Source organism: Promicromonospora panici (genome assembly GCF_900608595.1).
Taxonomy (GTDB): domain Bacteria; phylum Actinomycetota; class Actinomycetes; order Actinomycetales; family Cellulomonadaceae; genus Promicromonospora; species Promicromonospora panici.
The window spans coordinates 18028-31641 of record NZ_UWYY01000007.1 but is presented as its reverse complement, the minus strand read 5'-3'; the positions used below and the strand labels follow the sequence as shown (position 1 = coordinate 31641).

General features: G+C 71.8%; 11 protein-coding genes. 7 read left to right on the top strand and 4 right to left on the bottom strand.

What is annotated here, in order from left to right:
- Positions 1-58 precede the first annotated feature (58 nt).
- The 3 genes from ispD to EW117_RS29710 are packed head-to-tail and all read left to right on the top strand — an operon-like array spanning position 59 to position 1934.
- Positions 59-775 (top strand): 2-C-methyl-D-erythritol 4-phosphate cytidylyltransferase, encoded by a 717-nt coding sequence (gene ispD, locus EW117_RS09320; protein ID WP_129785992.1) that lies wholly within the window; start codon positions 59-61, stop codon positions 773-775.
- Positions 772-1317, top strand: coding sequence for a 2-C-methyl-D-erythritol 2,4-cyclodiphosphate synthase (gene ispF, locus EW117_RS09315; protein WP_129785990.1), 546 nt, complete (start codon positions 772-774; stop codon positions 1315-1317). Before ispD ends, ispF begins: the two co-directional genes overlap by 4 nt.
- Positions 1314-1934 (top strand): TetR/AcrR family transcriptional regulator, encoded by a 621-nt coding sequence (locus EW117_RS29710; protein ID WP_207211820.1) that lies wholly within the window; start codon positions 1314-1316, stop codon positions 1932-1934. Before ispF ends, EW117_RS29710 begins: the two co-directional genes overlap by 4 nt.
- A 22-nt stretch (positions 1935-1956) precedes the next feature.
- On the opposite strand, the gene EW117_RS09305 is transcribed toward EW117_RS29710, so the two are convergent.
- The gene (locus EW117_RS09305; protein WP_129785988.1) at positions 1957-3297 is read right to left on the bottom strand and encodes a D-arabinono-1,4-lactone oxidase; all 1341 of its coding nucleotides are present in this window, start codon (positions 3295-3297) and stop codon (positions 1957-1959) included.
- A gap of 45 nt (positions 3298-3342) precedes the next feature.
- On the opposite strand from EW117_RS09305, the gene EW117_RS09300 reads away from it, so the two are divergent.
- The 4 genes from EW117_RS09300 (at position 3343) to rlmB (ending at position 8363) form a co-directional block, all read left to right on the top strand.
- Positions 3343-4551 (top strand): alanine racemase, encoded by a 1209-nt coding sequence (locus EW117_RS09300; RefSeq protein ID WP_129785986.1) that lies wholly within the window; start codon positions 3343-3345, stop codon positions 4549-4551.
- Between the two features lie 34 nt (positions 4552-4585).
- Entirely contained in the window at positions 4586-5851 is a 1266-nt protein-coding gene (locus EW117_RS09295; RefSeq protein ID WP_207211819.1) for a low temperature requirement protein A, read from the top strand.
- Entirely contained in the window at positions 5848-7275 is a 1428-nt protein-coding gene (cysS, locus tag EW117_RS09290; RefSeq protein WP_129785984.1) for a cysteine--tRNA ligase, read from the top strand. The genes EW117_RS09295 and cysS overlap by 4 nt, the downstream gene beginning before the upstream one ends.
- Positions 7276-7370: 95 nt before the next feature.
- Positions 7371-8363 carry a 23S rRNA (guanosine(2251)-2'-O)-methyltransferase RlmB gene (gene rlmB, locus EW117_RS09285; protein ID WP_129785982.1) on the top strand — a complete coding sequence of 331 codons (993 nt, stop codon included), beginning with the start codon at positions 7371-7373 and terminating at the stop codon, positions 8361-8363.
- A 33-nt stretch (positions 8364-8396) separates the two neighbouring features.
- Here the strand turns inward: rlmB and EW117_RS09280 are convergent, their stop codons facing one another.
- The 3 genes from EW117_RS09280 to otsB all read right to left on the bottom strand — a co-directional run bounded on the left by EW117_RS09280 (position 8397) and on the right by otsB (position 13514).
- Positions 8397-9659 carry a DUF4032 domain-containing protein gene (locus EW117_RS09280; RefSeq protein ID WP_165362616.1) on the bottom strand — a complete coding sequence of 421 codons (1263 nt, stop codon included), beginning with the start codon at positions 9657-9659 and terminating at the stop codon, positions 8397-8399.
- A gap of 172 nt (positions 9660-9831) precedes the next feature.
- The gene (locus EW117_RS09275; protein ID WP_129785978.1) at positions 9832-10950 is read right to left on the bottom strand and encodes an ABC transporter ATP-binding protein; all 1119 of its coding nucleotides are present in this window, start codon (positions 10948-10950) and stop codon (positions 9832-9834) included.
- 164 nt (positions 10951-11114) lie between these two features.
- Complete coding sequence (gene otsB, locus EW117_RS09270) at positions 11115-13514, bottom strand: trehalose-phosphatase (RefSeq protein ID WP_422890543.1); 2400 nt, start codon at positions 13512-13514, stop codon at positions 11115-11117.
- Between the last annotated feature and the right edge of the window lie 100 nt (positions 13515-13614).

Below are 13614 nucleotides of genomic sequence, written 5' to 3'. Positions count from 1 at the left end.
GTGCTCGCGCCCCACGGGATCCTTCGCTCAATCACGATCCTGTGGGGACCCCGACGAGATGACGACCCTTGCAATCCTGACGGCCGCCGGTTCGGGATCCCGACTGGGGCGCGACCTGCCCAAGGCTCTGGTCGAGCTCGACGGTTTTCCACTCGTGCTGCACGCCGCGCGACGCCTCGCGGCGTCGGGCGTCGTGGACGCGTTGGTGGTGACCGCACCTGATGGCCTGGTCGGCGTCATGACCGACCTCATGGCCGACGATCCGCACGTGCACATCCCCGTCGACGTGACCGACGGCGGTCCTACCAGGCAGGCGTCGGTCGCCGCGGGCCTGGCGCTCGCCCGGACGGATGACGACGTCGTGCTGGTGCACGACGCGGCGCGCCCGCTGGTCCCGTCCGAGCTCGTCCAGCGGGTCGTGCGCGCCGTCCAAGGGGGCCACGGCGCCGTCGTGCCCGGCCTGCCGGTCACCGACACGGTGAAGCAGGTTCGCCCGGACGGCGACGTGGAGCTGGTCACGGGCACCCCCGACCGCTCGATGCTCCGTGCCGTGCAGACACCCCAGGGGTTCGCCCGTGACCTGCTGGTCCGCGCGCACCGTGAGGGCGCGGCCCGGGCCGTGGCCGAGCACCTGGCGGCGACCGACGACGCCGGCCTCGTCGAGGCCCTGGGCGAACCGGTCCACATCGTCGCCGGGGACGCGGCAGCCTTCAAGATCACCACCGAACGCGACCTGTGGCTCGCGTCCCTCGTGCTGCAGGAGACCAACGCATGACCGACTCGTCCAGCACGCCGGACCCGGCGCGGCCGGCCCCGGCCGGGTACCCCCTGCCTCGCACGGGTGTCGGGGTCGACGTGCATGCCTTCGCGCCGGACGGTGCCGGCCGCGAGCTGTGGCTCGGCGGCCTGCACTGGCCGGGTGAGCGCGGCCTGGCCGGGCACTCCGACGCCGACGTCGCCGCACATGCGGCGGCGGACGCGCTGTTCTCGGCGTCGGGCCTGGGCGACCTCGGATCGCACTTCGGGACGGGCCGTCCCGAGTGGGCGGGAGCGTCCGGGACCACGCTTCTCGCGGAAGCCGCGAGGCGCGTACGGGCTGCTGGGTACATGATCGGTAACGTGGCAGTCCAAGTGATCGGAAACCATCCGCGGGTCGGTACGCGGCGCGACGAAGCACAGGCGGCTCTCTCCGCCGCCGCAGGCGCGCCCGTTTCGCTGACCGCGACCACCACCGACGCCCTTGGCCTGACGGGCCGCGGCGAGGGCATCGCGGCGATCGCGACGGCGCTCGTGGTGCCCGACGGGAGCAAGGCATGAACAAGCGCAAGCCGCTCGACGAGCGTCGGGCCGAGATCGTCGAGGCCGGCCTGAGCGTCGCGATGCGGGAGGGGGTCGAGTCCGTCACCGTGCGCCGGGTCGCGCAGGAGGCCGGCATCTCCCTCGGCACCGTGCACTACTGCTTCGACGACAAGGACGCGATGCTGCGGGCCATGGGCCGCGCCATCGCCCTGCGGGCGTCGGAGCCGGTGCTCTCCGCGCTCGACGCGGGCCCCGACCGGCGAGCCCTGGCCGAGGCCACCGTCGACGCGCTGCTGGTCGGGCTGAAGGAGCACCAGCACATGCGGCTGCTCACCTTCGAGTTCGCGGTCTCCGGCGCGCGGACGCCGGTGCTGCGCGAGGTCGCGCAGGCACACCTCAAGCAGAGCATCGCGATGACCCGCGAGTACCTGCAGCGGCTGGCGGAGGTCGCGGGCGTGACGTACCGCACCGAGATCGGCGCGCTGGCGCGGATGACCGCGCTCCGCATCGACGGCATCGAGCTCGCGTGGATGGTGGACCAGGACGACGCCGAAGCGCGCGAGGGGTTCGCGGTTCTCGCCCGCGACGTGTTCGCCGACATGGAGCCGCCATTGGCTCCGGCTCAGCCGGCCTAGGCCCGGTTCTTCCGGGTCCGGCTCAGCCGAAGACGCGGCGCGTGTACGGGTTGGCGAACACCCCGTCGGGGTCGGCGGCGCCCCGCGCCCGCCGGAAGTCCGGGAACCGGCGGTACTGGCCGGCGAGGTACTCGGCGTCGCGCGAGTGCATCTTGCCCCAGTGCGGGCGCCCGCCGACAGCCGTGAAGATCTGCTCGGCCGCGTCGAAGTACCGGGCGTACGGCAGGCGCCAGTACTGCTGCACCGCCACGTAGGCGGTCTCGCGGCCGTACGCCGTGGAGAGCCACACGTCCTCGGCCGGGGCGAAGCGGATCTCGAGCGGGAACGGGACGTTCTCGCCCGAGCTGCACAACCAGCCGTCGATCTCCCTCAGGACGTCGGCCACGACCGCACGCGGCACCGCGTATTCGGTCTCCCGGAACCGCACCCGGCGGCGGTTGCAGAGCACCTCGTACGACGGCGCCGTGTAGGTGCGCGGGCGCAGCGCCTGGGCCGCGAAGGAGTTGAGGGCCGGCGTCATTGCCGGGAACGTGGTGGCCGTCCGGTTGGTCAGCTCGAGCCCCACGTTGGACAGCACCTCGTCGTCGATGAACGTGCGGACGGCGGCGGCCGCCCGGCGCACCCGGCGCCCGGCGCTGACCGGCCCGCCGGCGTCCGCCCGCGCCTCGACCCGGGTGTTCGTGAGGGTCTGCACCTTGCGCGCGGTCGGGAACCAGAAGAACTCGAAGTGATCGGACCGGTCGACCAGGTGGTCGAGCTCCTCGAGCACGCGGTCCACCGGCTGGACGTCCTCCACGGCATGCAGATCGAACGCCGGGACCGCCTCGACGGTGACCGTGCTCAGCACCCCCGTCGCGCCGAGGCCGAGCCGCGAGGCCTCGAACAGGTCGTGGTTCTCGGTGGGGCTGCAGCGGGTGACCTCGCCGTCGGCGCCCACCACCGTGAGGGCGCGTACGCGACTCGCCATCCCGCCGAACCGCGCACCGGTGCCGTGCGTCCCCGTCGAGACGGCGCCCGCGATCGTCTGCCGGTCGATGTCGCCGAGGTTCTGCATGGCCAGCCCGCGCTCGGCGAGGACCTGGTTGAGCTGGTGCAGCCGGATGCCGGCGCCCACGGTGACCAGGGCGTTGCCCGTGCCCGGGTCGCGTTCGACGCGGTGCAGGGCGTTGAGCCGGTCCAGGTCGAGCTGCACACCGTCCGTGGCCGCGGCAGCCGAGAACGAGTGACCCGCGCCGACGGCCCGGACGGTGTGTCCCTCCCGCACGGCCCGGCGCACGGCGTCGGACAGCTCCTCCTCCGTGGCCGGGTGCGCTTGCCGCACGGGAGTCGCACTGGTGGTGCGTGCCCAGTTCGTCCAGATCATCGACGCACTATCCCACGGCACGAGCCGGGGGAGTAGCGTTCGGACATGAGCTCCGCAGCAGACACCGCCGCCCGGCTGTCCGCCGCCACGTCCGGCCTCCCGGCGCCCGTCGCCGTCGTGGACCTGGACGTGTTCGACACGAACGCGCGAGACCTTCTCAAGCGCGCCGACGGCGTCCCCGTCCGCGTCGCGTCGAAGTCCGTGCGGGTGCGCTCCCTCGTCGAGCGGGCGCTCGAGCACGGGTTCGCGGGCACCATGGCGTACTCGCTGCGGGAGGCGTTGTGGCTGGTCCGCGAGGGTGCGAACGATGTCCTGGTCGGGTATCCGACCGTGGACCGGGACGCGCTGGCCGCCCTCGCCGCCGACGCCAGGGCCCGCGCGGAGGTCACCCTGATGGTCGACGACGTCGCCCACCTCGGCCTGGTCGCGGCCGCCGACGAGGCCTCGGGTCGCTCGGGCGGCACCGACCCGATAAAGGTCTGCCTGGACGTCGACTGCTCGCTGCGCTTCGGCGTCGGGCCGCTGACCGCCCACCTGGGCGTTCGTCGCTCGCCCCTGCGTGAGCCCGGCGACGTCGCGGCCCTCGCGACCGTCGCTCAGGCGAAGGGCCTGGCGGTGCGCGGCCTCATGTTCTACGAGGCCCAGGTGGCCGGGCTGCCGGACACGAGCCCCGCCGTCCGGCTGGTCAAGCGCCTGTCGATGCGGGAGGTGAACGAGCGCCGGGTACGGATCCTCGCGGCGGTGCGCGACGCCGTCGGGCAGGAGGTGGAGCTGGTCAACGCCGGCGGTACCGGGTCGATCGAGGTCAGCGGGAGCGCGCCCGGGGTCACCGAGGTGACCTCCGGCTCCGGCCTGTACACGCCCGGCCTGTTCGACGGCTACCGCTCCTTCGAGGCACGCCCCGCGGCGTTCTTCGGGCTGGACGTCGTGCGGGAGCCAGCCCCCGGCTGGGTGACGGCGTTCGCGGGCGGCTACGTGGCGTCGGGCAAGGCGGGCGCCGCGCGGGTCCCGCGCCTCTTCACGCCCGGCTATACGCTGAGCGGCCCGGAGGGCGTGGGCGAGGTCCAGACGCCGCTGCGCGCGACGCGCGGGTCGGCACCCGACGGCCAGCTGCACACGGGCGACCGGGTGTGGCTCCGGCATGCGAAGGCGGGCGAGATGATGGAGCGGTTCGACCAGGTTCACCTGGTCAGCGGTACCGAGATCGTGGAGACGGTGCCGACGTACCGGGGCGAGCAAAAGAACTTCGGATAGGCCGTGAGGCAGGGCATCGGGTAGAAAAAGGGCCATGCCCCGCACACATCACCGCAACCGTCCCATGAAGGGCCGGGACCCCCACGAGCCCGCGCGCAGCGCCACCCCGCTCGAGCTGCTGTTCGACCTGGCTTTCGTCGTCGGGTTCGGCGTCGCCGCGGAGCAGGCCGCCCACCTGGTGGCCGACGGGCACGCGGCCGCCGGCGTGATCGCGTTCGCGTTCTCGATGTTCGCCATCTGCTGGGCGTGGATCAACTTCTCCTGGTTCGCCTCCGCCTTCGACACCGACGACTGGTTCTACCGCGTCACCACGATGGTGCAGATGGTCGGCGTCGTGGTGCTGGCGCTCGGCCTGCCGGACATGTTCGCGTCGGTCGTCGAGGGCGAGCAGGTCAACAACGTGGTCATGGTCGCCGGGTACGTGGTGATGCGCCTGGCCATGCTCGTGCAGTGGCTGCGCGCGGCTCGGCAGGCGCCCGAGTACCGGGCGACCTGCATGGGATACGTGCGTACGCTCGTCATCACGCAGATCGGGTGGATCATCCTCGCGGTCGCGCCGGTGAGCGTGCCGGTGTTCTTCGTGTGCGGTGTGGTGCTGGGTACCGCGGAGATGGCGGGTCCGTACCTGTCCGAGCGCCTCCGCGCGGACCAGCCCGGCCAGCGGAGTACCCCGTGGCACCCGCACCACATCGCCGAGCGGTACGGGCTGCTGGCCATCATCACGCTCGGCGAGGGCGTGATCGGCACCGTCGCGTCGCTGTCCGCCGTCACCCACGACTCGGGCTGGACGCTCGACGCCGCCCTCGTGGCGCTCGCCGGCACCGGGCTCACGTTCGGGCTCTGGTGGACGTACTTCCTCACGCCCCACGCCGAGATGCTGCACCGGCACCGGGAGCGGTCGTGGGTCTGGGGCTACGGGAACATCCTCGTCTTCGCGGGGCTCGCCGGCGTGGGTGCGGGGCTGCACGTGGCCGCGTACTACCTGGAGGGGGAGGCCCACATCGGCGCGGTGGGGACCGTGCTCGCCGTCGCCGTGCCGGTGCTCGTGTTCGTGCTGGCCGACTACATCCAGTTCTGGGTGCTGACCCGGTCTCTCGACCGACTGCACCTGGGCCTGGTCGCCGGCACCGTGGTGGTGCTCGTCGCAGCCGTCGCCACCGCCGCGGCCGGTTTCCACATGTCGTGGTCGCTGCTCCTGGTCATGCTCGCGCCGGTGGTGACGGTCGTCGGCTACGAGGTGCGGGGGCACGAGCACGTGGCGCGGCTGCTACAGGAGGACGCCGGTACCCTTGACAGGTGACCATTCGCCTGTTTGACACCGCCACGCGCGAGGTGCGCGACTTCACCCCCATCACCCCGGGCGAGGTCGGCATCTACCTGTGTGGCGCCACGGTGCAGGCACCCCCGCACGTCGGCCACCTGCGCCCGGCCGTCGCGTTCGACGTGCTGCGGCGCTGGCTCACACGGCGGGGCCTGAAGGTCACCCTGATCCGGAACGTCACCGACATCGACGACAAGGTGCTGGCCAAGTCGGCGGCAGCGGGCCGTGAGTGGTGGGCGCACGCCGCGCTGTACGAGCGCGTGTTCACGCAGGCGTACGACGCGCTCGGCGTCCTCCCGCCGACCTACGAGCCGCGCGCCACCGGCAGCGTGCCCGAGATGATCGGGCTCATGGACACCCTGGTCGCCAAGGGCCACGCCTACAGCACGGGCGAGGGCAACGTCTGGTTCGACGTCCACTCCTGGCCCGCCTACGGGGAGCTCACGCGGCAGAAGGTCGAGGACCTCAGCCCCGAAGAGGGGACGGAGGCAGCGGCCGGCCCGGCGAGCGAGGCCAAGAAGAACCCGCACGACTTCGCGCTCTGGAAGGCTCCCAAGCCGGGCGAGCCCGAGTCGGCGTCGTGGGACACCCCGTACGGGCGGGGGCGCCCCGGCTGGCACCTGGAGTGCTCCGCGATGGCCCGCCGCTACCTGGGCGACACGTTCGACATCCACGGCGGCGGCCTCGACCTGCGGTTCCCCCACCACGAGAACGAGCAGGCGCAGTCCCGGGCCGCGGGCTTCGGGTTCGCGCAGCGCTGGATGCACGTGGCGTGGGTCACGCAGTCCGGCGTCAAGATGTCGAAGTCCCTGGGCAACGGGCTGCTGGTCAGCGAGCTGCTGGGCCAGGCGCCTGCCCCCGTCGTGCGCTACGCGCTGGCCGCCGTGCAGTACCGCTCGATGCTGGAGTGGGCGCCCGACACTCTCGACGAGGCGCGCACCACCTGGGAGCGCCTGTCGGGCTTCGTCACGCGCGCCTCCGAGCGCGTAGGCGACGTCCCGGCCGAGGAGGTCGCCAAGGCGGAGGTCCCCGAGGCCTTCGCGGCGGCCATGGACGACGACCTGAACGTGCCGCAGGCGCTCGCCGTCGTACACGAGCATCTGCGCGCCGGGAACACGGCCCTCGCCTCGGGGGCCGACGCCGCGGTGCGTGACGAGCTGGTGGCGCTGCGTGCGATGCTGGACGTACTGGGCCTCGACCCCGCGGACCCGCAGTGGGCGACGTCCACCGACGACCGGCACGCCGCGGCGCTCGACGCGCTCGTGGCCGCCGAGCTCAAAGCCCGCGCCGAGGCGCGGGCCGCGAAGGACTGGGCCACCTCCGACGCGATCCGCGACCGCCTGGCGGCCGCGGGCATCGAGGTCCAGGACTCCGCCGACGGCGCCCGCTGGGCGCTCTCCTGACCTTTTCCCGGGTGGTCGCGCTTGTCGCGGCCACCACCGACGAACCCGCGGTGGTCGCGACAAGCTCGACCACCGGCTGAGAGACGAGATACACGATGGCAGGCAACTCGAAGCGCGCCGGTGCGGTGCGCAAGGCCGGCTCCAAGAAGGGAGCCCAGGTAGGTACCGGCGGGCACAGCCGCAAGGCGCTGCGCGGCAAGGGCCCCACGCCCAAGGCTGAGGACCGCACCTACCACCCCGCCCACCAGCGCAAGGCCGAGGCCGAGAAGAAGCGGGCGGTGTCGGGTGGACGGCGTCCGGGCGTCCCCGGCGGCCGTGGCGCCGGGCGTAAGGGGGCCGGTGCCACGGAGGTGGTCGCCGGCCGCAACGCGGTGCTGGAAGCGCTCCGGGCCGAGATGCCCGTCGAGGGCATCTACCTGGCGTCGCGCCTGGAGTCGGACGACCGCACCCAGGAGATCCTGGAGATCGCGCACGCCCGCAGCCACCCGATGTTCGAGGCGTCGCGCCTCGATCTGGACCGGATCACCGACGGCGCCGTGCACCAGGGCGTCGCGATGAAGGTGCCGCCGTACGACTACAAGGACACCGAGGACCTGCTCGACGCCGCGGCGGAGGCCGGTGAGCCGCCGTTGATCGTGGCGCTCGACGCCATCACCGACCCGCGCAACCTCGGCGCGGTGCTCCGTTCCGCCGGGGCGTTCGGCGCGCACGGCGTGCTGGTACCGGAGCGGCGCGCGGCCGGCGTGACGGCGTCGGCGTGGAAGGTGTCGGCGGGCGCCGCGGCGCGCGTGCCCGTGGCGCGCGCGACCAACCTGGCCCGCGAGCTCGCCGAGCTGAAGAAGAGCGGCTGCTTCGTGGTGGGCCTCGACGCCGGCGGCGACATGCCGGTGGGCGAGCTCGCCTACGCCACCGACCCGCTCGTGCTGGTCGTGGGCTCCGAGGGCAAGGGCCTGTCCCGCCTGGTCCGCGACACGTGCGACGCGGTGGTGTCGATCCCGATGGCGACCACCACGGAGTCGCTGAACGCGGCGGTGGCGGCCGGCATCACGCTGTACGAGGTGGCCAAGCAGCGCTCGGACGCGAGCTAGCCAGGCGTCCTCCGCGAGCACGGCCTCCGCGAGCTAGGCCTCCAGCTCGGCCTCTTCCGCCTCGCCCGGCGGGAGGCCGAGCACCGCGTCCTCGTCGGGGCGGTGCCGTAGCACGTTCTCCACGTAGGACTCGGCGGCCTCGGGCATGGGGATGTCCCGTTGCGCCTGCTGCGAGATGAACCAGCGGTGGTCGAGGATCTCGTGGAACAGCTGCGCCGGCTCCAGCTTGCGACGCAGCTCGCGCGGCACGGCGTCGATGGTCGGGCGGAACACCTGGCGGACCCAGGCGTGCGCCACGATCTGCTCCTGGTCGTTCTGCCGGTCCGTCGCGGCGCGGTAGCTGTCGAGGTCGTTGAGCATGCGGCGGGCCTGGTTCTCCTGCACGTCCAGCCCTGTGAGGCGGAGCAGACGGCGGGAGTGGTGCCCGGCGTCGACCACCTTGGGCTGGATGCGCACCTTGGTGCCGTCGATGTCCGTGGTGATCTCGAGCTCGCCCACGTCGAAGCCGAGGTCGTTGAGCCGCTCGATACGGGCGGCGACGCGCCAGCGGTCGTCGGAAGCGAATGCCTCCGAGCCGGTGAGGGCGTTCCACAGCTCCTGGTAGCGCTCCACGAGGGCGTCGCCGATGGCCACCTCGTCGACGTCCTCGTCGAGCAGCTCGCCCGCGGCGAGGTCCATCAGCTCGCCGATGATGTTGGTGCGCGCCAGGTCGACGTCGTAGTTGCGCTGGCCGTTGGTCAGGGTGCGGTGCAGGTCGCCGGTCTCGGCGTCGACCAGGTAGGCCGCGAAGGTCTCGGCGTCCCGCCGGAACAGGGTGTTCGACAGCGAGACGTCGCCCCAGTAGAAGCCCACGAGGTGCAGGCGGACGAGGAGCACGGCCAGGGCGTCGATGAGGCGGGTCGCGGTGTCAGGGCGCAGGTCCTGGCTGAACAGGGCGCGGTAAGGCAGAGAGAACTGCAGGTGCTCGGTGATGAGCACGGCCTCGAGCCGTTCGCCGTCGGGCGCGCGGCGGCCCGTGATGACGCCGACCGGGACGACCGAGGGCACCTCGATGCGGTGCAGCTGGCGCAGCAGCTCGTACTCGCGGTAGGCGACGGTCTCGCCGATCTCCTTGATCGCGATGACGCGGCCCCCGTGGTTGACGAAGCGGACCACGTGCCGCGAGATGCCCTGGGGCAGGGCTGCCAGGACGTCCTCCGGCCAGTCGACCAGCGGAACGTCCCACGGGAGGTCCAGCAGCGCGGGGTCGGGTGCGACCGCGGTGATCTGGAGATTCTGCTGGGGCATGGGCACCATTCTCGATGACGGGATGCGCCGAGATAGAACTATGGCGAGATAGAACTGTGGCGAAGTAGAACGATGGCGAAGTAGAACTGTGGCGAGACAGAACGCCAGACGGTGCTGACGTTCTATCTCGCCACGGTTCTACTTCGCCACGGTTCTATCTCGGCGCATTGAGGGCTGAGGATCAGCCGAGGCGCTCACCCGAGGTCGCGGAGAACACGTGCGAGTGGCCGGCCTGGATGGAGACGGCGATGACGTCGCCCTTGTCCGGCACGGTCCGCGGGTCGATGCGCACGATGAGCTGGTTGGTCTCACCGGCGGTCAGGTTGACGTCGGCGGCGTCGCCCTTGAGCGTGCCGTAGACGAACGCGTCCGAGCCGAGCTCCTCGACGAGGTTGACCTCGACGTCGAACGAGCCGGGCGTACCGACCGGGACGGGGTCGAGCGCCTCGGGGCGGAAGCCCAGGGTCACCTTGCCGCCGTCGGCGTCGGTCATCTCGCTCGCGATGGAGCGGTCGAGCGGCACGTCGGCCGAACCGACCTTGACGTGGCCGTCCTTGACGTCGAACGTGCCGATGTTCATGGCGGGGGAGCCGATGAAGCCGGCGACGAACACGTTGTTCGGGCGGTCATACATCTCGCGCGGGGTGCCGACCTGCTGCAGGATGCCGGCGTTGAGGACCGCGATGCGGTCACCCATCGTCAGCGCCTCGGTCTGGTCGTGGGTCACGTAGACCGTGGTGACGCCCAGGCGACGCTGCAGCGACGCGATCTGCGTACGGGTCTGCACACGGAGCTTGGCGTCGAGGTTCGACAGCGGCTCGTCCATGAGGAACACCTGGGGCTGACGCACGATGGCGCGGCCCATGGCGACACGCTGCCGCTGGCCACCCGAGAGGGCCTTCGGCTTGCGGTCGAGGTACTCGGTGAGGTCGAGGATCTTCGCAGCTTCCTCGACGCGCTGGCGGATCTCCGCCTTGGGCGTGCCCGCGATCTTCAGGGCGAAGCCCATGTTGTCCGCCACCGACATGTGCGGGTAGAGGGCGTAGTTCTGGAACACCATCGCGATGTCGCGGTCCTTGGGCTGCACGTCGGTGACGTCGCGGTCACCGATGAAGATGTGCCCGCCGTTGACGTCCTCGAGACCCGCGAGCATGCGCAGGGACGTGGACTTACCGCAGCCGGACGGGCCGACGAGGACGAGGAACTCGCCGTCCTCGATCTCCAGGTTCAGCTGGTCGACGGCCGGGCGCTCCGTGCCCGGGTAGACGCGCGTCGCGTGGTCAAAGGTGACCGTAGCCATGAGAAAACATCCCTCCACCGGCAGGTACGTGCCGGACGATCCGTTGTGGTCGGGTGCCGTTGCTTCCACTCGCGTGTCGGCGGTGACACTGTTGCAGCGCGATCGTACCCCGGTTCGTCAAGGTCGCGGTATCGGCCAGGTCACGGCTGGGTCAGATCTCCGAGTCACCCCTCGCCGCGCAGCGTGCGCGCCAGGCCCGAGAGGACGGCGGCCAGCGCGTCGGGGTCGGGCACGCGGTGCGAGGCGAGTGTGTCGCCCGTGCCGACCTTGATCGACAGGTCTCCGGACTCGAGCGCCCCGAAGGCGTGCTCGTCGGTGGTGTCGTCGCCGGCGTACAGCACGCGCACCTTCTCGACGCCCAGCTCGGCCGCGACCGTGCCGCGCAGCCGGCGCAGCGCCTCGCCCTTGCTGGTGGTCACCACCGACACCTCGACCACGTCCTTGCCGTGCATGGCGGGCAGCCCCAGGTTGGCGGCCACCTCGTCGGCGGCCACGGTGATGGCGGCGGCGTCGTCCACGCTCGCCAGCCGCGTGTGCACGACGGCGGCGGCGGGCTTGACCTGCACCCACGCCCCCTCGCGGCCGGAGACGGCGGACTCGAACCCCGCGACGAGCGCGTCGAGCTGGCCGGACTGCGTGGTGGTCAGCTGGAACGGCACCTGTTCGACGCCGGTGCTCGTGGCCCGGCCGGCCTCCGCGCCGTGGCTGCCGACGAGGAACGTGCCCTCCGGTGCCACGCTGCGCTCGGCCAGGTCGGACAGGTCGCGCCCGGAGACGAGCGCAAGGCGCACGGGCGCCTCCTGCGCGACCGTGTGCAGCTGCTCGAGGGCGGTGCGCGCGGCGCGGGTCATGGTGGACGACTTGGGGTCGTCGACCAGGGGCGCCAGCGTCCCGTCGAAGTCCGAGGCGAGCAGCCAGCCTGTGGTGGGCTTCTTGCGCCGTCCGCTCCCGTTGCCCATGCGGGCGAGCCGACCCCGCGCCGGGACGCCGTCGGGCACCGTGGTGAACGCCGTGAGGGCGTCCCGGAGGTTGTGGTGGCGGGGCTCCGCGGAGCGCGGGTCCACGCTGAGCGGTCGCGGCGGCACGGCGGTGAGCACGCCGAGGAAGGTCTCCGACCACTTGGCGACGTCATCGGCCAGGACCTTGCGGCGCAGGCGGCGCATGCGGCGCCGCTGTTCCTTGGGGTCCATGGTCGCGGCGGCCACGATGATGTCCTTCATCCCGTCGATGTCGTGCGGGTTGACCAGCAGCGGGCCGGGCGAGAGCTCGTCCGCCGCACCGGTGAACTCGCTCAGCACCAGCGCGCCGCGGTCGTCGGAGCGGGCGGCGATGTACTCCTTGGCGACCAGGTTCATGCCGTCGCGCAGCGACGTCACCAGCAGCACGTCGGCGGCCAGGTAGAGCGCCGCCATCTCCTCCGGCGGGTAGGAGTGGTGCAGGTAGTGGATGGCGGAGTGGCCCAGCTCGCCGTACTCGCCGTTGATCCGGCCCACGAGCACCTCGACGTGCTCCCGGAGCTCCTGGTAGGCGCCGACGTTCTCCCGGCTCGGGCTCGCCACCTGCACGAGCGTGGCGTGCTCGACGTCGAGGCGGCCGTCGTCGAGCAGCTCGCCGTACGCCTTGATGCGGTGCCGGATGCCCTTGGTGTAGTCGAGGCGGTCGACGCCCAGCATCAGGGTGTCGGGGTTGCCGAGGTCGGCCTTGATCTCCTTGGCGCGGGCCTGCACCTCGGGTGTGCGGGCGAGCGTGTCGAACCGGCGCGAGTCGATGGAGATGGGGAACGACGACGCGCGCACGTGCCGGCCGGGGCGCCCGTCGGCGTCGGGGATGGTGATGACGGGGCCGCGCGTGGTGTAGCCGGTCAGGCGGCGCGCGGACCGCACGAAGTTCGCGGCGTCGCCGTTGCGCTGGAAGCCGACGAGGTCCGCCCCGAGCAGGCCGTCGATGATCTGGCGGCGCCACGGGAGCTGCGCGAACAGCTCGACGGGCGGGAACGGGATGTGGTCGAAGAACCCGATGCGCAGGTCCGGGCGCAGGTCGCGCAGCATACGGGGGACGAGCTGGAGCTGGTAGTCGTGCACCCAGACCACGCCGCCCTCCGCTGCCTGCTCGGCGGCGGCGTCGGCGAAGCGCTGGTTGACCCGGCGGTACGCGTCCCACCACTGTCGGTGATAGTCGGGCGGCGCGATGACGTCGTGGTAGAGCGGCCAGAGGGTCGCGTTGGAGAAGCCCTCGTAGTAGCGCTCGATCTCGGTGGCACTGAGCGTGACCGGGACCAGCAGCACGCCGTCCGCCTCGAAGGGCTCGTGGGCCAGGTCGGGGGCGCCGGACCAGCCCACCCAGGCGCCGTCGGCGTCCCGCATCACCGGTTCGAGTGCCGTGACGAGGCCACCGGGAGACCTCTGCCAGGTGAGGTCGCCCTCTGGACCGACCGAGAAGTCGACCGGTAGCCGGTTCGCGACGACGACCAGATCGTACCCGTCTTTACCCGGCAATGTACTGCTCCTTGGTTGTAGAAGAGTCTCGCTGTCCAGTGTCAAGAGTACCGAGTTCTCATACCTCATCAGGGTAACGAGCGTCTCAGTGAGATGGATGAGCACCTGTCTCATCGCTGGTCAGAGGGCTCGGACTTGGCGGGCGTCGCCTCTCCGCGACGACTACCGT